19 protein-coding genes and 1 riboswitch are annotated in these 20,263 nt (G+C 61.0%); of the genes, 8 read left to right on the top strand and 11 right to left on the bottom strand.

The genetic code is table 11. The features are described 5' to 3' along the window. Positions 1–257: 257 nt before the first annotated feature. The 3 genes from ACO07C_RS07815 to ACO07C_RS07825 all read left to right on the top strand — a co-directional run bounded on the left by ACO07C_RS07815 (position 258) and on the right by ACO07C_RS07825 (position 5,122). Entirely contained in the window at positions 258–2,150 is a 1,893-nt protein-coding gene (locus ACO07C_RS07815; protein ID WP_421913610.1) for a pilus assembly protein TadG-related protein, read from the top strand. Between the two features lie 188 nt (positions 2,151–2,338). Beyond that, positions 2,339–4,312: a hypothetical protein gene (locus ACO07C_RS07820; RefSeq protein WP_421913611.1), complete on the top strand. Its 1,974-nt coding sequence runs from the start codon at positions 2,339–2,341 to the stop codon at positions 4,310–4,312. 177 nt (positions 4,313–4,489) lie between these two features. After that, positions 4,490–5,122 carry a LysE family translocator gene (locus tag ACO07C_RS07825; protein ID WP_421917463.1) on the top strand — a complete coding sequence of 211 codons (633 nt, stop codon included), beginning with the start codon at positions 4,490–4,492 and terminating at the stop codon, positions 5,120–5,122. A gap of 19 nt (positions 5,123–5,141) precedes the next feature. Here the strand turns inward: ACO07C_RS07825 and ACO07C_RS07830 are convergent, their stop codons facing one another. From ACO07C_RS07830 to ACO07C_RS07840, 3 genes are all read right to left on the bottom strand, one after another. Continuing rightward, positions 5,142–5,966 (bottom strand): DUF2189 domain-containing protein, encoded by an 825-nt coding sequence (locus tag ACO07C_RS07830; protein ID WP_421913612.1) that lies wholly within the window; start codon positions 5,964–5,966, stop codon positions 5,142–5,144. 160 nt (positions 5,967–6,126) lie between these two features. Next, positions 6,127–6,525 (bottom strand): VOC family protein, encoded by a 399-nt coding sequence (locus ACO07C_RS07835; RefSeq protein WP_421917464.1) that lies wholly within the window; start codon positions 6,523–6,525, stop codon positions 6,127–6,129. 80 nt (positions 6,526–6,605) lie between these two features. Next, positions 6,606–7,181, bottom strand: a complete 576-nt coding sequence (locus tag ACO07C_RS07840) for a GNAT family N-acetyltransferase (protein WP_421913613.1) — start codon at positions 7,179–7,181, stop codon at positions 6,606–6,608. 143 nt (positions 7,182–7,324) lie between these two features. Here ACO07C_RS07840 and ACO07C_RS07845 point away from each other — a divergent pair, with 143 nt between their 5' ends. Continuing rightward, positions 7,325–7,840 (top strand): CAP domain-containing protein, encoded by a 516-nt coding sequence (locus tag ACO07C_RS07845; RefSeq protein WP_421913614.1) that lies wholly within the window; start codon positions 7,325–7,327, stop codon positions 7,838–7,840. Between the two features lie 40 nt (positions 7,841–7,880). Here the strand turns inward: ACO07C_RS07845 and ACO07C_RS07850 are convergent, their stop codons facing one another. The 3 genes from ACO07C_RS07850 to ACO07C_RS07860 form a co-directional block, all read right to left on the bottom strand. After that, positions 7,881–9,416, bottom strand: a complete 1,536-nt coding sequence (locus ACO07C_RS07850; RefSeq protein WP_421913615.1) for a DHA2 family efflux MFS transporter permease subunit — start codon at positions 9,414–9,416, stop codon at positions 7,881–7,883. A gap of 314 nt (positions 9,417–9,730) precedes the next feature. Beyond that, positions 9,731–10,909 (bottom strand): HlyD family secretion protein, encoded by a 1,179-nt coding sequence (locus tag ACO07C_RS07855; RefSeq protein WP_421913616.1) that lies wholly within the window; start codon positions 10,907–10,909, stop codon positions 9,731–9,733. Continuing rightward, complete coding sequence (locus tag ACO07C_RS07860) at positions 10,906–11,382, bottom strand: MarR family winged helix-turn-helix transcriptional regulator (protein WP_421913617.1); 477 nt, start codon at positions 11,380–11,382, stop codon at positions 10,906–10,908. The genes ACO07C_RS07855 and ACO07C_RS07860 overlap by 4 nt, the downstream gene beginning before the upstream one ends. Positions 11,383–11,652: 270 nt before the next feature. On the opposite strand from ACO07C_RS07860, the gene ACO07C_RS07865 reads away from it, so the two are divergent. Further along, positions 11,653–12,567: a sugar phosphate isomerase/epimerase family protein gene (locus ACO07C_RS07865; RefSeq protein WP_421913618.1), complete on the top strand. Its 915-nt coding sequence runs from the start codon at positions 11,653–11,655 to the stop codon at positions 12,565–12,567. A 49-nt stretch (positions 12,568–12,616) separates the two neighbouring features. On the opposite strand, the gene ACO07C_RS07870 is transcribed toward ACO07C_RS07865, so the two are convergent. Genes ACO07C_RS07870 through ACO07C_RS07885 form a run of 4 tightly spaced genes read right to left on the bottom strand, consistent with a single transcriptional unit; the run spans position 12,617 to position 15,767 of the window. After that, on the bottom strand, positions 12,617–13,603 hold the full coding sequence (locus ACO07C_RS07870) for a FecCD family ABC transporter permease (RefSeq protein WP_421913619.1): 987 nt from the start codon (positions 13,601–13,603) through the stop codon (positions 12,617–12,619). Between the two features lie 29 nt (positions 13,604–13,632). Beyond that, complete coding sequence (locus ACO07C_RS07875) at positions 13,633–14,580, bottom strand: ABC transporter substrate-binding protein (RefSeq protein WP_421913620.1); 948 nt, start codon at positions 14,578–14,580, stop codon at positions 13,633–13,635. Between the two features lie 36 nt (positions 14,581–14,616). Then, entirely contained in the window at positions 14,617–15,405 is a 789-nt protein-coding gene (locus ACO07C_RS07880) for an ABC transporter ATP-binding protein (protein WP_421913621.1), read from the bottom strand. Beyond that, entirely contained in the window at positions 15,402–15,767 is a 366-nt protein-coding gene (locus ACO07C_RS07885) for a DUF1636 family protein (protein ID WP_421917465.1), read from the bottom strand. Before ACO07C_RS07885 ends, ACO07C_RS07880 begins: the two co-directional genes overlap by 4 nt. 122 nt (positions 15,768–15,889) lie before the next feature. Continuing rightward, positions 15,890–16,095, bottom strand: a riboswitch (cobalamin riboswitch). A gap of 292 nt (positions 16,096–16,387) precedes the next feature. Here ACO07C_RS07885 and ACO07C_RS07890 point away from each other — a divergent pair. Further along, the gene (locus tag ACO07C_RS07890; protein ID WP_421913622.1) at positions 16,388–17,221 is read left to right on the top strand and encodes a GyrI-like domain-containing protein; all 834 of its coding nucleotides are present in this window, start codon (positions 16,388–16,390) and stop codon (positions 17,219–17,221) included. 57 nt (positions 17,222–17,278) lie between these two features. Here the strand turns inward: ACO07C_RS07890 and ACO07C_RS07895 are convergent, their stop codons facing one another. Next, positions 17,279–17,593 (bottom strand): antibiotic biosynthesis monooxygenase family protein, encoded by a 315-nt coding sequence (locus ACO07C_RS07895; protein ID WP_421913623.1) that lies wholly within the window; start codon positions 17,591–17,593, stop codon positions 17,279–17,281. A gap of 434 nt (positions 17,594–18,027) precedes the next feature. On the opposite strand from ACO07C_RS07895, the gene groES reads away from it, so the two are divergent. Then, entirely contained in the window at positions 18,028–18,324 is a 297-nt protein-coding gene (gene groES, locus ACO07C_RS07900) for a co-chaperone GroES (RefSeq protein WP_006203049.1), read from the top strand. A gap of 62 nt (positions 18,325–18,386) precedes the next feature. Then, a complete protein-coding gene (gene groL, locus ACO07C_RS07905) occupies positions 18,387–20,042 on the top strand; it encodes a chaperonin GroEL (protein ID WP_091577362.1) in 1,656 nt (551 codons plus the stop codon). Positions 20,043–20,263 lie beyond the last annotated feature (221 nt).

Consider the following 20,263-nt stretch of genomic DNA (forward strand, 5'->3'; position numbering starts at 1 on the left):
TTGCGAAAGCCACGGCCGACGGTCCGCCACAGCCGGTTCGAATTAGCCGAACCGGTCCACGCTGTCATCAGCTTTCGCCGCAAGACATGGCTCGTCGGCGATGGGCTGTCGTCTTAACCGGCGGAGACGAAACAGCACCATGATTAACGGGTACTGAAAATAAATCCGGATCTTCTACTCATTTCGGCAACCTGAAATTTAATGATTAATGACATTGTCGCGACAGCAAGTGGGTCTTGCCGAGGGCACTCAAGATCATGATTGGCAAATTCTGCCGGGACCGGCGCGGAAACTATGCGTTGGTGACCGCCATCTGCCTAGTGCCTCTGATGGGCGCTGTGGCACTTGCAGTCGACTTTGGGGAATTGGTGCGCCAGCGCCAGGTTACATTGAACGCGCTTGACGCGGCCGGTATCGCCACGGCGCGGCAGATTTCTTCCGGGGCAAGCGAGAGCGATGTCAAATCCTATGCCAAGAATTTCTTTGAGACGAACCTCGCACAAATCGATCCCGCCAACACAACGCTTACCGTCACCTTACCCAACAACAATACCGGCGGCGGCACACTGAAGCTTTGCTCAGACTTAACATATCATCCGTATCTCCTGCCGGCCGCGGCCATGCTGATTTCCGGATCCGCCAAATCCACCGACATCAGGTTCTCGGCATGCTCGGAAGTCCGCCTCAAGAATACGCTGGAGGTGGCGCTTGTGCTCGACAATTCCGGATCGATGAGCACCAATGGCTCGGGTACCGGCAAACCCAGAATAGACCTTCTCAAAACCGCTGCAACGGAACTCGTCAATACGCTTGCGAAGCAGGCAGAACAGATGAAACAGGTCGACAAGCCTGTGCAGTTCGCCTTGGTTCCGTTTTCGGCATCGGTCAACGTCGGCTCAGGCCACAAGGACGATGCCTGGATGGATCTCACCGGACTCTCGCCGGTCCATCACGAGAATTTCGACTGGTCGACGATGACGGCCGCCGCCAACGCCAACAAATACATCCAGAAAGTTGGCAGCGTATACTATCAGCGCGGCTCCGGCTGGGGTGCGGACAAAGACAAGCCGATGACTCGCTTCACGCTCTACAACGACATCATGGCGACAACTCGGACATGCACAAAGAAGGATAGCCGCGGCAATTGCACGACGTCCGTTGACACGACTGGCCAGTATGAAGCGTGGGCCGGCTGTGTCGAGGCGCGGCCGTATCCTTACAACAACGATGACACGACGCCGACAACCGGCGCACCGGCGAGCCTGTTCGTTCCAATGTTCGCGCCCGACGAGGCGGGCAATTTCTGGACCGACAACGACACGCACGCCAGCACCAGTTCCTGGGGCTACAACAACAACTGGTGGGTCGATTCTCTCGACAGCCTGACGGTCGCCAAGCGTCAATCCGACATGCGAAAATACTTCATCACGAAGCCCTATAACGCAGCGGCCGCTCCCGATGGAGATGGCCCTAATTCCGGTTGCACGACCACCCCCATCACGGCACTGCAAGACGTAACGACCACGGCTGGAAAGAAGGCGATCGTCGATGCCATCAATGCCATGGCGCCGACAGGCAACACCAATGTGCCGGAAGGTCTCGCCTGGGGCTGGCGGACGGTCTCGAGCACCGAGCCGTTCACCGAAGGCCGGCCGGAGACCGAAAGAGGCAATGACAAGGTGATCATCGTGCTGACCGATGGCGCCAACACCTATAGTTCCATCAGCGATGGCAGTTATGCCAAAAACCGGTCGACCTATGCCGCCTACGGCTACGCCGGTCTGACGTATCCAGGGTCAGGAAGCGTGACCCGCTTGTTCATGAACACCAGTAACGCCGTCGGCAAGACCACCTATACGGACGCCAACTATACGACCGCCCTGGACGAGCAGATGCAGACGCTTTGCGCGAATGCCAAGAGTGCAAATGTCATCGTGATGACGGTCTCGCTTGACCTCAGCACGACAAAGACCGCCGATAAAAAGGCCATCGCGGCACTTACCGCCTGTGCTTCCGACTCGCGCTTTCGCAAGGACCCGACCAATCCGAGCAAGCCGGCCAAGCTGTTCTGGAACGCCACCGGGGCGACGCTGTCGGACAATTTCAAGGAAATCGCCGACGAACTGTCGAACTTGCGCATCGTAGGCTGATCTCAAATCACGTTGGAAATGTCTCGCGTTCCGGCGAGACATTTCGTCTCGAATGAATCGGCCGGCCACAAGGTTAGCGTTCCGTGAACTTCGGCTCGACCAATCGAGCGGTTTTTCCAACCTGCCCTTCAGCGTTTTCTGCGAGTTTGACCGGATTGCGATTATGACGGCGGGGGCCGCTTCAGGACATGTGGGAATTCTGGCGCCAGTTCAGCCGCGACAAGCGTGGCAACTATGCTCTCATGACCGTTGTGGCCATGATCCCCCTGGCGGGTGGCCTGGCGCTGGCGGTCGATTTCACGGAGATGAACCGGCAGAAGCAGCTCGTGCTCAACGCGCTCGACGCCGCCAACATCGCCACGGCGCGGCGGCTGGTCGAAGGCGCGACCGATGACCAGTTGAGGGCCTACGCCCTTGATTTCTTCAACGCCAATCTCAACAACGTCAGTCCGGCCAACACCACGCTCAATGTCGTGCTGCCCAACAACAAAACGGGTGGTGGCCTGATGAAGATGAGCGCGCGGCTGGACTATCAACCCTATTTCTACCCCGTCCTTGCACAGCTTGTCGGTCAATCCCAAGCCGATGGGAACAAGAAGATCAGCTTCGATGTGGCGTCGGAGGTCCGGCTGAAGAATACGCTGGAAGTCTCCCTCGTGCTTGACAACTCTACCTCCATGACCACGCCTGGCACGGGTTCGGGACAAAAGCGTATCGATCTCCTCAAGACCGCGGCCAAGCAACTGGTCGACACACTCGCCTTGCAGTCGGCCCTGATGAAGCAGATCGACAAGCCTGTCCAGTTCAGCCTCGTGCCGTTCGCGGCCTCAGTCAATGTCGGCGCCGGAAACGACAATGCGGCGTGGATCGACACCTATGGATTGTCGCCGGTGCATCACGAGAATTTCGACTGGTCGACGCTGAGCGCGGCCAACAAGTATGCCCAGAAATCCAACGGTATCTGGTACAAGCGGGGGACGGGCTGGGGCGCGGAAGAAGGCCAGATGCTGACCCGGTTTTCGCTCTATCGCGACATGAAGGTTGTCACCAGCCACGAGCGTGTCGCCGGCAGCAAACGGGTCGTCTGCGACGAATATCGCTCTAACCACACCTGCAAGCGCAGCCATGACGAGTATGACTACGTCGACACCTATGGCCCCTTCGCCAGTTGGCAGGGCTGTGTCGAGGTGCGCCCCTACCCCCATAATGTCAACGATACGCCGGCTTCCGGTGGCCCCAACAATACCGGCATTGGCAACGGCGATCCGGCGACGATGTTTGTACCGATGTTCGCGCCCGACGAACCCGGCAACCACTGGAAGGTGACACAGGATCCCGACGAGAATGCGCCGCAGACTTACGGCGCCTCGAACAGTTGGTGGAACGACGACCCGTCCAGCACCACGGGCAAGGCCCGGCAGCGCGACATGGCCAAATATTTCATGCCGCGTCCGATCGATGCTCCGGTGCTCGGCAAGGGAGCCGGGCCGAACTACAGCTGCACGACAACTCCGATCACTCGGCTCACGGACGTAAGCAAGCCCGAAGGCCTGACTGCCATCAAGGCGGCCATCGACCTGATGGCGCCCAACGGCAACACCAATGTGCCCGAGGGCATGGCCTGGGGCTGGCGGACCGTGTCCAGCGGCGAGCCCTTTCCGGACGGGCGGCCGGAAACCGAACGAGGCAATGACAAGGTTGTCATCGTGCTGACCGATGGCGAGAATACCTATTCGGTTCCAGGCAGCGACCCCGCCGGCAACAAGTCCACCTATGCCGCCTACGGCTATACGGGCCTTGGCTACAACGGCACTTCGGCTACAAGGTTGTTTGGCGGCACATCAAGCGCCATCGGCCAGTTCAACTATTCGAGCAGCAATTACACGGCCGCGCTCAACGAACAGATGACCACACTTTGCAACAATGCCAAGGCGGCCAACATCATGGTGATGACAGTGGCGCTCGACCTGTCGATGACCAATGCCGGTGACAAGAAGGCGATCGACGCGCTCAAGGCGTGCGCCTCCGAATCGCGGTTCCGCAAGGACACCACGGACCCAACCAAACCGGCCAAACTTTTCTGGAACGCGACCGGCGCCTCGCTATCGAACGATTTCAAGGAAATCGGCAACGAACTGTCGAACCTTCGCGTCGTCGGCTGACAGGAGATCCTTCTGGCGCAATGACCGACGCGGTGATGCCCTTGCGCTCTGGCGTCGGCGGGAGCAGATATCGAGCGCTCGTGAGATCACAATTCCAGGATCGCACCTTGGTCGTCGGCGAGCGCCAACGTGCTTCATCGCCACGCGCCCGACACGGCGTGGCCGGAGATCAAGGCAATGCCCGACGCCGCCAACCATATCGCTTTCGCGCTGGTCTGCCTCGGCATGGTGCTGACGCCTGGTCCGAACATGATCTACCTGATCTCGCGATCGCTGTCGCAAGGGCCAAAGGCCGGACTGATCTCGCTCGGCGGCGTGGCGCTTGGCTTTGTGTTCTACGTCCTGTCGGCGGCGTTCGGCATCACCGCGCTTCTGATGACGGTTCCCCTCGCCTATGACGCGCTGCGCTTTGCCGGCGTGCTCTATCTGCTGTGGCTGGCCTGGCAAGCGGTGAAGCCGGGTGGTCGTTCGCCGTTCCAGGTTCGCGAACTGCCGAAGGACGGGCCGCGCAAACTGTTTGCGATGGGCTTGCTGACCAATCTGCTCAATCCGAAGGTGGCGGTGCTTTATCTGTCACTGCTTCCGCAGTTCATCAGCCTCGGCAAGGGACACGTTCTATCGCAACTTCTGGTGCTGGGCGCCACGCAGATATCGATCAGCCTCACCGTCAATTCCATCATTGCCGTGACGGCCGGCTCGATAGCCACCTTCCTCGCCGGCCGGCCGCTATGGCTGGTCATCCAGCGCTGGATGATGGGCGGGGTGCTGACAGCACTTGCCCTGAAGATGGCGACCGACGCCCAGCGTTAACCCGCGTTCAGATACGTCCCTACATGGGGCGCCTGATCTGTTGCGCCCGTTCCGGCTCTACGACCTTGCGATAGAGATGCCAGGTCGCATGGCCAAGCACCGGCATGACCACGGCCAGTCCCGCGAAAAGCGGGATCGAACCGATGACCAGCAGCACCGCGACCAGCAGCCCCCACAGCGCCATCGTCAGCGGATTTGCCATCACGGCCCGAGCGGAGGTCTCGATCGCCGAAACCGCACCGACATCGCGATCGAGCATCAACGGAAAGGCGACGACGGTCGTGGCCAGCACGATCACGGCAAAGACAAAGCCGGCGGCGTTGCCGAGCAGGATCAGGGTCCAGCCACGGCTCGTCGTCAGCACCTCGCGGATGAAGCCGCCGATCGAGGCCGGCGGCTGATCGCCAAACAGGCTTGTGTAGATCGATTGCGCGGTGAACATCCAGAGCAGGAACAGCGCCAGCAGCATGATGCCGATCACGGCGATCGAGGGAAGTGCCGGCGAGTGCCGGACATTGAGCGCGTGGCGCCACGAAGTGTTCATGCCGAGCTCACGCCGGCGGCTGATCTCGTAGAGGCCGATCGCGGCGAACGGGCCGACCAGTGCGAAACCCGACATCAGCGGATAGATGAGCTGGATGGCGTTCGCGCCGGAGGTCCACTGCGTCAGGATCAGGCCCACAATCGGATAGATCAGGCAGAGGAACACATAGTGTGAGGGCTTGGCCCAGAAATCCTCCGCGCCGAGACGCAAGGCATCCCTCAAATCCGCGATAGTGATGCGTCGTACCGTGGGCTGAACGTGCATTCCACGCGCGTCCGCCATGACATGAAAGCCGGCCATAACCTTCCTCCCGTGTGTCGGGGCGGTCACCGCCAGGATGGCCGCCGATAGCTGCCACTGCTCGTAACAAGGGATGATAGCCTATTTGGCCGGGGTTGTCGCCAAATGCCTCGCCATCACGCTGTTTTCCGCGCCAGCGCGTCAAACGCCGCCGTCGAATTCATTCCGGCGAATTGAAGACTGCCTCAATGTGATGACCGTCGGGATCTATGACGAAGGCCGCGTAATAATGCGAACCATAGTCTGGCCGAGGACCCGGTGCACCATTGTCACGGCCACCATGGGCGAGTGCAGCGGCATGGAAGAGAGCAATGCTCTGGCGATCAGGGGCCGCGAAGGCCAGATGAAAGCCGGGCCCCGGCGGACGCTGGCCTTGCGGACGAAGCTTGATCGCCAGCTTGTCGCCACCGCCGGCAACGCCATAGCCCACGGCCTGATCCGGTAAGCCGGGGTTGAGATCCTCCCAGACGCGACGATAACCAAGTGGCGCAAGCGCGGCGTCATAGAATGCCGCGGAGCGCTCGACATCCGAAACCCCAAAAGAGACGTGGTGAAGCATGTCGCGGAAACCCTTGTCTTTGATCGGCACGGTCGAGTGGTTTTCGCCGGTTCTCTCGACCGGCACCTAAGCGGCTTGATTCAGGCAGCGTGATCGCTGGCGAGGCGCCCGAACATCCGAAAATCGTGGAAATCTCCCTTGAACCAGGCTTTTTGCCGCAGTGTTCCTTCATAGCGAAATCCGGATTTTTCCAAAACTCGGTCAGATCCTGTATTTCCCGGCAGCGTCCATGCCTCGATGCGGTTGAGTCCGAAGAACTGGTGACCGCAATCAGCGACCGCGACGGTGGCCTCGGTCATCAGGCCTTTTCCCCAAAAATCGGGATGCAATTCATAACCGATCTGGCCGCATTTCCATTTTGCCTCGAAGTGGTTGTAGCGGATCGCGCCGGCCAGCCGTTTCGACTCCCGGTCCTCAATCATCCAAGCGCATCCCTTGCCGCTGCCGAAAGCTTTTGCCATCCATTTCATGACCCGCTCCAGCTGTGCCTTGTTCGGTGTGGTGGGCCAGTTCGAAAAGCGCGTGACAGCGGGGTTCGACAGGATGCGGCCGAACGCGGCGGCATCCTCCTGCACAGGCGCTCGCAATGCCAAACGTTCCGTGGCCAGGATCGGGAAGCTACGGGCAGCCGTTCGCATCTGTTCCTCAGTTCGCATGAGCTCTCGGGGCAACCGGCGGACGCCGGGTGTGTCGCCAATCTAGTCGTTGCGGCCGGCGGAATCTCCATTCGCAGCATTTTCTCCCGCGAATTTCGTCGCCTGCCCGCCAAAAGCCATGATCGCGGCTATCTGGGTCAGCCATGGTTATTGCAAAAAACGCTGATGACACCCGCTCTCCCATGGACAGACGCACGCTGATCAAGGCCGCCGGCCTTATCGCATTGGCCGGCCTTGCCGCCTGCGGCACGGTTTCGCTTCCATCTGGCGAAGGCGCTGGCGCCTCGTCGTCCGCCGCCGCCACGCTTGCCGGCATCCGGACCGCCGCCGGCCTTGGGCCGCTGGTCCCCGATTCACAGCTCGAACAGGCGGCCCTGCAACAGGCCAAGTATATGGCCAGCAGCGGCCGCATGAATCATACGACCGGCTGGGGCAAGGACTTCGCCTCGCGCGTCAAGGACAGCGGGATCGTGGGTGCCGCCGCCGAGAACATCGCCGAGGGCCGATTCGACCAGCAGAAGCTGTTCGAAATCTGGATGAATTCGCCGGGCCACCGGCGCAACATGCTCGACCCGCGCTTCACGCGCTTTGGCCTTGCCTATGTCCGCGACGGCCGCGACAGCGCAGTCCGCTACTGGGCGCTGGTGCTCGGGAAGTAGAGCTCTCCAAAACGACGCCCTGGCAACGGTCTCACGATGCCTAGTCCATGTGTACGGCGGGCGCTCCGCCACCAGCCGGCGCCCGCGCTGGCTTGCGCAGCAGAAAGACAAAGGGGACGGCAAGCAGCGTCATCATCATCAGCAGTTTGAAGTCGTTGACGTAGGAAATCATCATCGCCTGGATATTGACCATGCCATCCACTTGCGAAAGCGCGGTCGGATCACCGCTGGCGGCGGCCGGCGAGGCCGCCCACAGATTGGGGTTGAACGGGTTGATGAAAGCCGACAACTCGGTGTGATTGACCTGCGTGTTGCGCACCAGCAGGACCGTCACGACAGACACGCCAATCGACGAGCCGAGATTGCGAACCAGGCTGAACAGAGCCGTGGCATCGGTGCGGAAGCGCGCGTCAAGCGTCGCGAAGGCAATGGTGGACAGCGGCACGAACACCATTCCCATCCCAAGGCCCTGGATGACGCCGGAGCTAATGATCAGCCAGCTGTCCATCTGAGGCGTGAAGCCAGCCATCGTATAGAGTGATTGCGCGGTCAGCAGAAAGCCGATGACGACGAGAATCCTGGCATCGATCTTGGTCATGAGCCGCCCGACGACGAGCATCGAAACCATCGTGCCGACACCGCGTGGCCCCATGACGAGGCCTATGGTGATGGTTGGATAGCCAAAAATGACCGACAGCATTGGCGGCAGCAGCGCCATGCTCGCCAATATGAGCACGCCCATGACGAAGATGAACGCCAATCCGGTCACGAAATTGCGGTCGACGAATATCTTTGGGTCGATGAAGGGATGCTCCGCGGTGACCATGTGAATGATGAACACCCAGAAGCCGGTCACGGAAAGACCGAGCTCTATCCAGATCTCGACCGAAGAGAACCAGTCGACCTCGCCGCCGCGATCGAGCAGCAGTTGCAGCGCGCCGACCCCAAGCGACAGCATGGCGAAGCCGAAGAAATCGAAACTCCTGATGCGCCGGGCAACACTTGGAAGATACGCGGCCATGCCGAGGAAGGCGATGATGCCGACAGGCAGGTTTATGAAGAACACCCAGCGCCAGTTGAAATTCTCGGTCAGCCAGCCGCCAAGGGTCGGGCCAAGAATGGGCCCCAGCATGATGCCGGCGCCCCAGATGGCCATCGCCTGGCCGTGGCGTTCCTTCGGGTTGATGTCGAGCAGGAAGGTTTGCGACAGCGGCACGATCGCCGCGCCGAACACGCCCTGCATCAGCCGGAAGAACACCATGGTCTCCAGACTCCAGGCGATGCCGCACAGCATCGAGAAAATGGTGAAACCGACCACCGCCGTCAGGAACAATTCCTTGCGGCCGATGCGGTCCGCAAGCCAGCCGGTCACCGGCGTCATGATGGCGGCGGCAACGATGTAGGAGGTGAGCACCCAGTTGATGTTGTCGGGGGAAGCGCCGAGATCGCCGGTCATCGTCGGCAACGCGACGTTGGCGATCGTCGTGTCGAGTGCCTGCATGATCGTCGCCAGCATGAGCGCAACGGTGATCAAGCCGCGGTGCGGCACTTCCTTGAAGGGTTCTTGCGTACTCATGGTGCTGAACTTCCAACCGGTAACGAAAACGTGTATTCTTGGTTTCCGGGCGGCGAGGCCTTCCTCGTGGAACGACACTCATCGCGGTGGGACGCGAGCATCGATGTGGGGGTTACATCGACAGAGTGGCTGCACACAGATAGAGCGTTCGCCGCCCGGAAACCCGAGGTCCAAAAGGACTGGCGTTCAATGGCTGAGGGCTAGATCAGGCTCAACACCGCCCAATTCCAGCGACCCCTACCATACCCTCCATCGGACCAATCCTGCCTTAATCCGCGTTTGCGCGCAGCGAAGCCAATTATTCGGGCGGCCAATTATTCGGCCTCACTCGCAGCGGCATGACCGAATATGCTCGGAAACCCGCGGGCCACGCCGGTGTCGACGGTTACGTTCGCGCTCATGCCCGTGCGCAGCATCATCTTGGATTCCGGATCGGTCAGTTCCAGGCGCACGGGGATGCGCTGGGTGACCTTGACCCAGTTGCCGGTGGCGTTCTGTGCAGGCAGAAGGGAGAATTCCGCTCCGGTGCCAGCGCCAATAGCCTTGACCGTCGCTTCGAATTTCCGGCCCGGATAGGTGTCCACGACGATTTCTGCCTTCTGGCCGGGCTTCATGTGGGTGAGCTGCGTTTCCTTGAAATTGGCGTCAATCCAGGTGTCGCCGGTCTCGACCAGTGAAAACAGCGGTGTGCCCGAGCCGACATACTGACCAACCTTGAACGACGAGGCCCGGCTGATAACGCCGTCGGCGGGCGCCCTGACCGTGGTCTGTGCCAGGTCGTAGGCAGCCTTGTCACGCGCGGCGAGAGCGGCCATCACGGTCGGATGCTTGTCTGTCTCGATGTCGGGATTGCCGGCAAGCGCGGCCTTGGCGCTGAGAATGCCTTGCTGGGCTACAGCCAGTTGCTGCTTGGCCTTGTCGAGGTCGTTCTTGGCCTGATCAAGCGAAGACTTGGTGTTGATGCCCTTCTGGGCAAGGTCCGACGCCCGGTCGAATTGCGACTGTGCATAGTCCATTTCGCTGGTGGCCGACTTTTCCTGAGCCATGGACTGGCTGTAGGCGGCACGAAGCTGTTCGACGCCAACACGCGCGACAGCAACCGCGGCGTCGGCCTGGGCAAGCGCGATATGATAGGGAGCGGGGTCGACAACAAAGAGCACGTCGCCTTGCCTGACCACCTGATTGTCCGCGATGCCGACCTCAACGATACGGCCGGCCGTATCCGAAGCGATCGCCACCTTAGCCTGCTGGAGGTTGGCGTTTTCCGTCTCCTGGTAACGGCCACCGGTGACCCAGACATAGCCGCCGCCGGCAACCAGGGCCAACGGGAGCGCGACCATAAGCAGCAAACGGCCGAAATGGCGCTTCTTCTTCGGCTCGCCCGGGGCTGGTTGCACAGGAGGAGCGACAGCGATCGGGGCGGCAACCGGCTGGGCCGGGGCTTCCATTTCCACCTTGGTTGCGTTCTCGTCTATCTTGGCTACCGCGTTCATGCTGCTGCGCCTTCCGCACTCTTGTTCTTGTCGCTCGCTGAGTCATCGTCAGCGAGATTCTCCACCATCGCCTCAAGCGCCTTGATCAGCACGCGGCGGTCTTCCGGCGATACGCCGGAAAGCGACTCCTCATAGACTTCGCCGGCCATGCTCTTGATCTTGGCATAGGCTTCGCTCGCCTTGGGCGTCGGGAAGATCATGCGCACGCGCCGGTCGGTGGCATCGGAACGGCGCTCAATCCAGCCGCCTTCCTCCATGCGATCGACAAGACGCGAAACGCTGATCGGCTCGATTTCGAGCAATTCGGCAAGGCGCGCCTGCGATATCCCCTCTTCCTTGGCAACGCGGACCAGAAGCCGCCATTGCGCGGAAGAAAGGCCAAGACCACTCGCCCGCGCCTCGAAGCGCTTGCGCATGAGGCGCTGCACGTCGTGGATCAGGAACCCCAATCTATCTAAGCCATCAGAAACCATGAGCGAGACATATAATAAGCGTGCTTACTATTCAAGATACCCATATCGCCCTACGCCGATAAATATGCATGGCAGCGCTGCAAGCTGGTCGCGATCGGTGAATATCGCAGCGCACTCTTCCAGGCAGGTGAACCCAATATTGGACGGGGTGCCTCGCCCAATGAGATGGGATCGCCGACGCCCCGTTCGACAAAGCCGCAACCGTGGTTGCGGTGGCGGTTCCCGGTCGTGTATGGCGGTCGATGAGGATAGATTATTCGGGAGGAAGACATGAAACTTGGATTGCTGACCGCTCCATTTCCGGACTTGCCCCTGGCCACGGTCGCGGACTGGGCCAGTTCAACCGGCTTCGAGGCGCTGGAGATCGCCTGCTGGCCGAAATCGAGCGGTGCGGCTCGCCGTTACGCCGGCACCGCCCATATCGATGTCGCGGCAATCTCGGCATCGGAAGCACGCGATATCGCGGCTTCGCTAGAAGCCAGGAACCTGTCGATCTCGGCGCTCGGTTACTACCCCAACCCGTTACATCCCGATGCAGCCCATCGGCAAGCCGTCATCGAGCATCTGAAGAAAGTCATCTCGGCAGCCGGCAAGATGGGCGTCGGCCTGGTCAACACCTTCTGTGGCGGCGACGCGTCCAGGAAACTGGATGACAATTGGCAGGACGCGCTGAAGGTCTGGCCGGATATCATCGCCTTCGCAAAGGACAACAACGTCAAACTGGCGTTCGAGAACTGCCCGATGATCTTCAGCTATGACGAATGGCCGGGTGGCCACAACATCGCCTACTCGCCGCTCATCTGGCGACGTATCTTTGAGGCCTGGGGCGGGGATATCGGCATGAATTTCGACCCCTCGCACCTGATCTGGCAAATGATCGACCAGGGCCGATTCATCAGTGAGTTCGGCGCCCATATCGTGCATGCGCACGCCAAGGACCTGATGATCGACCGCGACGGCCTCTATGAGCGCGGCATTCTCTCGGCCGGAATCGGCTGGCAGATACCGCGCATGCCGGGTCTGGGCGAAGTCGACTGGAATGGATTCTTTTCGGCACTCTACCGGGTGGGCTATGACGGGCCGGTCATCATCGAGCACGAGGACCGCCGGTTCGAAGGCAGCGACGATCTGGTAAAGCGCGGCTTCCTCCTGGCCCGCGACGTGTTGCGGCCCTTCGTCAAATAAGCATCGGCGCGGTATTGACGCGGAACGTTCGCAGCCGCTGACCGGTCTTTCAAAGGCGGTTGCGAACAAGCATCGTCACGACGAAAAAAGCACCGATCGAGCTGGTGATGATACCGATCGGCAGTTCCTGCGGCGGCAGCAAGGTACGCGCCATGAGATCGCTGGCCAGCAACAGGATGGCGCCAAACACGGCGCAGGCAGCGACCAGGCGAAGGTGCAATTGGCCGGCCAGGGGCCGGCACAGATGCGGGATCATCAGCCCGACAAATCCGATGACGCCAGCGACCGACACGAGAATGGCCGTCGAGAACGCGGCTACCAGGAAGGTCGTTCTGCGCATCCGCGCCACCGGAACACCCAGGCTTTCGGCCGCATTCTCCCCGGCCAGGAAAGCGTCGAGCTTGCGATGGTTCCACAGTGCGTAGCCCAGGATGGAACCCGCCCCCAGCACGGCAAGCGCAATATTGTCCCATCGCGCCAACCCAAGCCCGCCCATCGTCCAGAACAGCACCGAATGCGCCGCGCGCTGGTCGCCGGCGAAGACGAGATAGTTGGTCAAGGCCGTGAACATGAAAGAGACGGCTAGGCCCGCGAGGATCAGCCGTTCGGGTCCTTGCCCCCTCACCCGCGCAACCAGCAACAGCACGACGGACGTGGCCAGTATGCCGCCAGTGAACGCCGCGACCGGCAAGGTCCAGATGCCGAAACTGTCGCCGAAGACAGTAATCACGGAGACCGCGCCGGCGGCAGCTCCCGACGAGAGGCCAAACAGGAACGGATCGGCGAGATCGTTGCGCGTTACCGTCTGCAGCAGCGCACCGACAACGCCAAGCCCCGCCCCGACGCAGATGGCCATGATGGTGCGCGGCAATCGCAGATCGACGACGATCTTGCCAATCGGGCCTGAGACGACGTGTCCGTCCAACCCCATCGGATGGCCAAGTGATGCAATGACGTCCGTCAACGGTATCAGCGTCGAACCATAGGCGATCGACAACAAAGCGAGAGCGGCGATTACCGCCGCTCCCGCCGCCATGGCCAATCCGAATGCCTTGTGTGGCAATTTCAGAAAGCTTCCGGGTGCATCGCCTTGGCGATCTTCTCGATCGCCTCGATGTTGGCGGGTCCGGGGGTCAGCTCCGCATAGCGCAGGGCGACGAAACGCTTGTTCTTCACTGCATCGGTCTCCTTCATGGCGGGGTGGGCTTCCAGGAAATCGAGCAGTTTCTGGTACCCGCCGCCATCCTGATAATCGAGCAGGATCAGGAACTGGGGATTGCGCGAAGCCACCGTTTCCCAGTCCGTCGTGCCCCAGCTGGTTTCCATGTCGGCCATGACATTTTCGCCGCCGGCAGCCGAGATCATGGCGCTGGGAATTGCGAACTTGCCAGCGGTGAAAGGCTTGTCTTCACCGGAGTCATAGAGGAACACCCGCGTCCCCTTGTTGTCGCCGACCTTTGCCGTGATATCCGCCAGTTGCTTTTGCCAGCCCGAAACAAGCTCTCGCGCCTTCGCTTCCTTGTCAAAGATCTTGCCCAGCTTTTCGATGTCGCCATAAAGCAGGTCCATCGACGCGGCGGGGCGGTTCTTGTCGAGATGGACGCAGCTTTCGGTCAGCACCAGCGTCTTGATGCCGTGCTGGGCGAGCGTGTCGGGCGTTACCTCGCCGCCCGGCTTCATGCCGTAGTACCAGCCGGCGAAAAAGAAATCGGGATCGACCGCGACGAGATTTTCCATCGTCGGGTACTTTGGCGCAAGCTCAGGAATAGACCCCTGCTCGGCCTTGAATTCGGGGCCGACCTTGTACCATCCGGTAATGCCGGTGAGGCCGACGATCGATGGCTGCAGCCCGAGCGCGAAGGCCATCTCGGTCATGTTGAGGTCGTGGATGACGGCGCGTTTCGGCGCGGCGTCGAATGTCAGCGGCTTGCCGCAACTGTCGACAGTCACCGGGAAGGCAAAAGCGCCCGATGCCATCAACGAGAAGGCAAGGGACAAGACGAGACGTTTCACGGATGTTGCTCCTTTTTCAAACGGGATCGGTCGGGCTCAGGATTGCGGCGCGGCGCGATTCGGGACTTCGAACACCGTCAGTTCGCGGTCCTCGGTTGGGTGGCGCAGGCGAAACACATCGACGCCGAAAATCTCGCGGATCAGTTGCTGGGTCAGGGCCTCGCGCGGCGCCGCAAGCGCGTGCAGCCGGGCCTGGTGCATGACAGCGACCCTGGTGGCGAACGGCGATACCAGCGAGAGGTCGTGCAGCACAGCGATCACCGTCATGCCCATCCCGGCCACAAGCTCAAGCAGTTCACCGCGGGCGCGCGGATCGAGGTGGTTGGTCGGTTCGTCCAGGAACAGGATTTTCGGCTCTTGCGCGACGGCGCGCGCGAGCTGGGCGCGTTGCCGTTCGCCTCCGGACAGCGAGCCGATCGTGCGGCCCAGAAGCGGCAGCAATCCGGTCCTGCGCAGCGCCTCGACGACGATGTCGCGTTCCTCGCTCCTTCGCCGCAGGCCGGCATGCGGAATCCGCCCAAGCTCGACATAGTCGATCACGGCAAGCCGCGGATCGGGTTGATCGGTCTGGCCGACGACAGCCATGTGAAGTGCGCGCTCGGCCGCCGAAATCCTGTCCAGTCGACGCCCGGACAGCTTCAGCTCTCCCGAACTTGGCCGCAACGTGCCGGACAGCATTCGCAGCAATGTGGTCTTGCCGGCGCCGTTCGGGCCGATGACGGCAAGGCGATCGCCAGCCGCCACAGACAGGCTCACCGTGTCCACCAGATGCTGACCGTTCGCCGTCGCTGTCAGATCGATCGCTTCCAGAAGAGCCAAGGTCATACCCCACCCGCTGCACGAGGTGGGCCAGGGATGCGGGCCAGTGTCTTGCCGGCCAGCCCGGCCGGGCGTTGTCCGGAGTTGCACCAACCATCGGGCAGCGACGCATAGAGTTTTGCAAACTCGACCAGCTCGGCCGTATCAGCGTGCCGGTCAATGGAACCGAAAAGATAGGAGGCTTTTGCGTCCGCATGGAAGGCAACCGTCAGCGGACGACCACAACCCGCCATGCAGGCAATGCCTTCGACCTCGTAGTCCCGGAGAGTTTTCTCCTCATGCACCGAAAGCAGGGAACGCAAGTCGGCACACAAATCTTCGCCCGTCCTGACCCCGGTCGCGGGATCACGGCAAAGCGTGCATACCATGATGCGGTGGATTGCCTGGCAGGCGCCCAACTTTCCGTCACTTTCTCAACTGGCGACGGAAGGAAGCCCCGGCAATCGGTCGACAAGACCGATGCCACGTTTCCTCCCGGCACACCCCGTCCGGTCCACTCATGCTGATGGCAGGTCTCCTGGCTTACGGGTCGTCGCGCCATCCCGCCTTCCCAGCCTTGCCGGCCAGTGGCATTTCGGATTTTGCTCGCCGCTTACAGTTGCGGGGGCAGCCACGGCCTCGATCCAGACGGATCCTACCGTGTTCCCTTTTCACCCCTGGCCTTTCGGCTCGGGGACCATCACTGAGCCACCGTAGTTTTACCCCGAGCCCATCGCAATGAATTTTTTTGGTGAACTCGCCATACCTCTGGCTTGTGCCGTCTTGCAAGTTTTTGTTACGTAATATTATTACAGGTAATCGCACTTGCGCGTCAACCCTTGGATGCCTCCCGGATTTAACCTTCGGCTTCGCGGTTGATGCACCGCCGGACCCAAGGTGACAGGGGAATCGGACGGCGAAGTGGCTTCGATTTTGCGCTCCACGCAATTTCGATCAAACTGGTGGCGAAGCCGGGCGTCACGATGGCCGCGCGAATTGCGAGGAATGCATGAACCCAACTGAAAGAGCACTGTGGTTTGTTGAAAGCCACCTGTCGGAAGCGATCACGCTTGACGAGGTTGCCGAGAAAAGCGGCGTATCGCGCTTTTACGTAACGCGCGCTTTCGGTGCTGCCGCGGGCCGCTCGGTCATGGGCTACATGCGCGCACGCCGGCTGACGGAGGCCGCGCGCAAACTCGCTGCCGGGGCTCCCGACATCCTCTCGATCGCGCTCGATGCCGGCTACAACTCGCATGAGGCGTTCACCCGCGCCTTCCGTGGCCAGTTCGACACCACGCCGGAATTGGTTCGTGCACAGGGCAACCTCAAGAACCTCGATCTCGTGGAGCCGATCCTGATGGACCAGTCCTTCCTCGCCACTCTCGAACCGCCGCGCTTCGAGACCAGCCGTCCCTTTCTGATCGCCGGTCTTGGCGAGCGCTACAATTGCGGGACCAGCGCGGCCATTCCCATGCAATGGCAGCGCTTCGGCCCTTATATCGGCAACATTCCGGGCGAGACCGGCGACATCGCTTACGGCGTCCGCATCAACGGCGATGACGCCGGCAATTTCGACTACATCGCCGGCGTCGAGGTCTCCGACTTTTGCGACCTGCCCAAGGAGCTTTCGCGCGTGCGGGTGCCGGCCCAGAGATATGCTGTCTTTGCCCATCGCGACCACATTTCGACCATTCGCCGAACGGTCAATACGATCTGGAACAGATGGCTACCGACCTCGGGGCACGAGATCGCGGACGCACCCGAATTCGAGCGCTATGGCCCGGAATTCGATCCACGCAGCGGCGACGGTGGGCTGGAAATCTGGATACCGGTCAAAGGGTAAGGCTTCGTCGGATTGTGTTTCGGCTGCAATGGCCGAAACACAATGCATTGCCGCCACTCATTCCACGGTGACGGCGACCTCATAGAGCCCTGGATGTGCCTGCCCCAATGCCTTGTTGCGCTCCAGAAAACCGTCTTTCTGAAGATGCTCGAAGACGCGGCGCATTGCCGCCTCGTCTCGCGCCTGGGCGTAGTTGACGACACGACCGCCATCGAGGCTTCGGTGCAGGCTGGCCGACATCCAACCGGGCACAGTGCGGCAGCTTACAGCCGCCTCTCGCAAGAGGTCGATCAGCACCTGCTGGCCGCCTTCCGGCACGGTGAAGACATTGATCTGGGTGATGACGCCGGCATTGGCGCGAATGATTGGCATGGACGTTCTCCTTCGGTGAGCGCCTGGCACACGAAGGGACGCCCGAGGCGAAAACTCCGCACGCCAAGCTGGGCGTAAGGCACGCCTTCAGCTTGCCGCGGGTTCACCGATATGAGGGAACGGAGCTTCCTGACGGAAGGGAGCGGGCTTACCTTTTGCCGCTCCAAGCTTCTTTTCGACGGCTTGTCGTAGCATGTCGAACTGCGGCCAACAATTACCTCGGTTCGCCGAGGCCGCCGGAAGATCGATATCTCGCAAAGCCTATTTGGAGAAAACTATTCTTTGCTCTCAAGGTGCCGGCGCGCCTTGACTCTGGCAAGCCGCGCGCCTATTTCACGGCCACGTTAGCACTCGCCATTGGTGAGTGCTAACCAATATGTCCGGCGCCGCCGGACGGAGGAACTGTTCTCACCGTTCTCATCGAGGAAGAAAAAATGGCAAAGTCGAAGTTCCGCCCGCTTCATGACCGCGTGGTCGTTCGCCGGGTCGAATCCGAGTCCAAGACCGCCGGCGGGATCATCATCCCCGATACGGCCAAGGAAAAGCCGCAGGAAGGCGAGATCATCGCTGTCGGCTCCGGCGCTCGTGACGAAGCTGGCAAGCTTGTCCCGCTGGACGTCAAGGCTGGCGACCGGATCCTGTTCGGCAAGTGGTCGGGCACCGAAGTCAAGCTCAATGGCGAAGACCTTCTGATCATGAAGGAATCCGACATCATGGGCATCATCGGCTGATAATCGGCCTCACCGTCAACTGAATTTCGGGCTTGATCCCAAGCCCCTGCCAGGAGCTGAAAATGGCTGCTAAAGACGTAAAATTCTCCCGTGACGCCCGCGAGCGCATGCTGCGCGGTGTCAACATTCTCGCCGACGCGGTGAAGGTCACGCTCGGCCCCAAGGGCCGCAACGTCGTCATCGACAAGTCGTTCGGCGCACCGCGTATCACCAAGGACGGCGTCACCGTCGCCAAGGAAATCGAACTTGAAGACAAGTTCGAGAACATGGGCGCGCAGATGGTCCGCGAAGTTGCTTCGAAGACCAACGACATTGCCGGCGACGGCACCACGACCGCTACCGTTCTGGCACAGTCGATCGTCCAGGAAGGCCACAAGGCGGTTGCCGCCGGCATGAACCCGATGGACCTGAAGCGCGGCATCGACCTGGCCGTGACCGAAGTCGTCGCCGCTCTCGGCAAGGCTGCCAAGAAGATCAAGACCTCGGAAGAAGTTGCCCAGGTCGGCACGATCTCGGCCAATGGCGACGAGTCGGTCGGCAAGATGATCGCGGAAGCGATGCAGAAGGTCGGCAACGAAGGCGTCATCACGGTTGAGGAAGCCAAGACCGCCGAGACCGAGCTGGAAGTCGTCGAAGGAATGCAGTTCGACCGCGGCTACCTGTCGCCCTATTTCGTCACCAACGCCGACAAGATGGTCGCCGAACTCGAGGACGTCTACATCCTCCTCCACGAGAAGAAGCTCTCCAACCTCCAGGCCATGCTGCCGGTTCTCGAAGCCGTCGTGCAGACCTCCAAGCCTCTGCTCATCATCTCGGAAGACGTCGAAGGCGAGGCTCTGGCCACGCTGGTCGTCAACAAGCTGCGTGGTGGCCTGAAGATCGCCGCCGTCAAGGCGCCGGGCTTCGGTGATCGCCGTAAGGCCATGCTGGAAGACATCGCCATCCTCACCGGTGGTCAGGTCATTTCGGAAGACCTCGGCATCAAGCTCGAGAACGTTGGCTTGAACATGCTCGGCCGCGCCAAGAAGGTGTCGATCTCCAAGGAGAACACCACCATAGTCGACGGCGCCGGCAAGAAGGCCGAGATCCAGGGCCGCGTCGCCCAGATCAAGCAGCAGATCGAAGAGACCACGTCGGACTACGACAAGGAGAAGCTGCAGGAACGTCTGGCGAAGCTCGCCGGCGGCGTTGCGGTGATCCGCGTCGGCGGTGCGACGGAAGTCGAAGTCAAGGAAAAGAAGGACCGCGTCGATGACGCCCTCAACGCGACCCGCGCGGCCGTGGAAGAAGGCATCGTTGCTGGCGGTGGCGTTGCCCTGCTTCGCGCTTCGGCCAACATCAAGGCTACCGGCGCCAATGCCGACCAGGCCGCCGGCATCAACATCGTTCGTCGCGCCCTGCAGGCTCCGGCCCGCCAGATCGCATCGAACGCCGGCGCTGAAGCTTCGATCGTCGCAGGCAAGATCCTTGAGAACAAGGGCGCGACCTTTGGCTACAACGCACAGACCGGCGAATATGGCGACATGATCGCCATGGGCATCGTCGACCCGGTCAAGGTCGTTCGCACGGCTCTCCAGGATGCGGCATCGGTCGCCGGCCTGCTCGTCACCACCGAAGCCATGATCGCGGAGGCTCCGAAGAAGGAGTCGGCTGGCGGCGGCATGCCTGGCGGCATGGGCGGCGGCGGCATGGGCGGCATGGGCGGCATGGACTTCTAATCCAGCCAAACTGGCTATGCTTACGAAAAGGGCGGCAGCGATGCCGCCCTTTTTGTCATCGTGGAACCCACCGCCATCACAGCGCGAAATCCCAGCTTCAAGATATCATTAAGCATAAATCGCGGAATTCGGTTTTTGCCTGCGTCAAGTCCAGCAGGCAGTCGACTATAGTTATGCTGAACAACGCAGGCTATTTATGCAGTCAAGGATCAGCTGACGGC

The sequence above is a fragment of the Mesorhizobium sp. genome (assembly GCF_965229135.1).
Taxonomy (GTDB): Bacteria; Pseudomonadota; Alphaproteobacteria; order Rhizobiales; family Rhizobiaceae; genus Mesorhizobium.

Coding starts and splice junctions, on each gene's coding strand:
- ACO07C_RS07870 (WP_421913619.1), bottom strand. CDS start 13,603: ATGGCGGCGGGAGCGGCGGTAATCGCCGCTCTCGCTTTGTTGTCGATC.
- ACO07C_RS07850 (WP_421913615.1), bottom strand. CDS start 9,416: ATGAGTACGCAAGAACCCTTCAAGGAAGTGCCGCACCGCGGCTTGATC.
- ACO07C_RS07895 (WP_421913623.1), bottom strand. CDS start 17,593: ATGCCAATCATTCGCGCCAATGCCGGCGTCATCACCCAGATCAATGTC.
- ACO07C_RS07890 (WP_421913622.1), top strand. CDS start 16,388: ATGAACCCAACTGAAAGAGCACTGTGGTTTGTTGAAAGCCACCTGTCG.
- ACO07C_RS07830 (WP_421913612.1), bottom strand. CDS start 5,966: ATGGCCGGCTTTCATGTCATGGCGGACGCGCGTGGAATGCACGTTCAG.
- ACO07C_RS07840 (WP_421913613.1), bottom strand. CDS start 7,181: ATGCGAACTGAGGAACAGATGCGAACGGCTGCCCGTAGCTTCCCGATC.
- groL (WP_091577362.1), top strand. CDS start 18,387: ATGGCTGCTAAAGACGTAAAATTCTCCCGTGACGCCCGCGAGCGCATG.
- ACO07C_RS07885 (WP_421917465.1), bottom strand. CDS start 15,767: ATGGTATGCACGCTTTGCCGTGATCCCGCGACCGGGGTCAGGACGGGC.
- ACO07C_RS07880 (WP_421913621.1), bottom strand. CDS start 15,405: ATGACCTTGGCTCTTCTGGAAGCGATCGATCTGACAGCGACGGCGAAC.
- groES (WP_006203049.1), top strand. CDS start 18,028: ATGGCAAAGTCGAAGTTCCGCCCGCTTCATGACCGCGTGGTCGTTCGC.
- ACO07C_RS07820 (WP_421913611.1), top strand. CDS start 2,339: ATGTGGGAATTCTGGCGCCAGTTCAGCCGCGACAAGCGTGGCAACTAT.
- ACO07C_RS07815 (WP_421913610.1), top strand. CDS start 258: ATGATTGGCAAATTCTGCCGGGACCGGCGCGGAAACTATGCGTTGGTG.
- ACO07C_RS07860 (WP_421913617.1), bottom strand. CDS start 11,382: ATGGTTTCTGATGGCTTAGATAGATTGGGGTTCCTGATCCACGACGTG.
- ACO07C_RS07835 (WP_421917464.1), bottom strand. CDS start 6,525: ATGCTTCACCACGTCTCTTTTGGGGTTTCGGATGTCGAGCGCTCCGCG.
- ACO07C_RS07825 (WP_421917463.1), top strand. CDS start 4,490: ATGCCCGACGCCGCCAACCATATCGCTTTCGCGCTGGTCTGCCTCGGC.
- ACO07C_RS07845 (WP_421913614.1), top strand. CDS start 7,325: ATGGTTATTGCAAAAAACGCTGATGACACCCGCTCTCCCATGGACAGA.
- ACO07C_RS07865 (WP_421913618.1), top strand. CDS start 11,653: ATGAAACTTGGATTGCTGACCGCTCCATTTCCGGACTTGCCCCTGGCC.
- ACO07C_RS07855 (WP_421913616.1), bottom strand. CDS start 10,909: ATGAACGCGGTAGCCAAGATAGACGAGAACGCAACCAAGGTGGAAATG.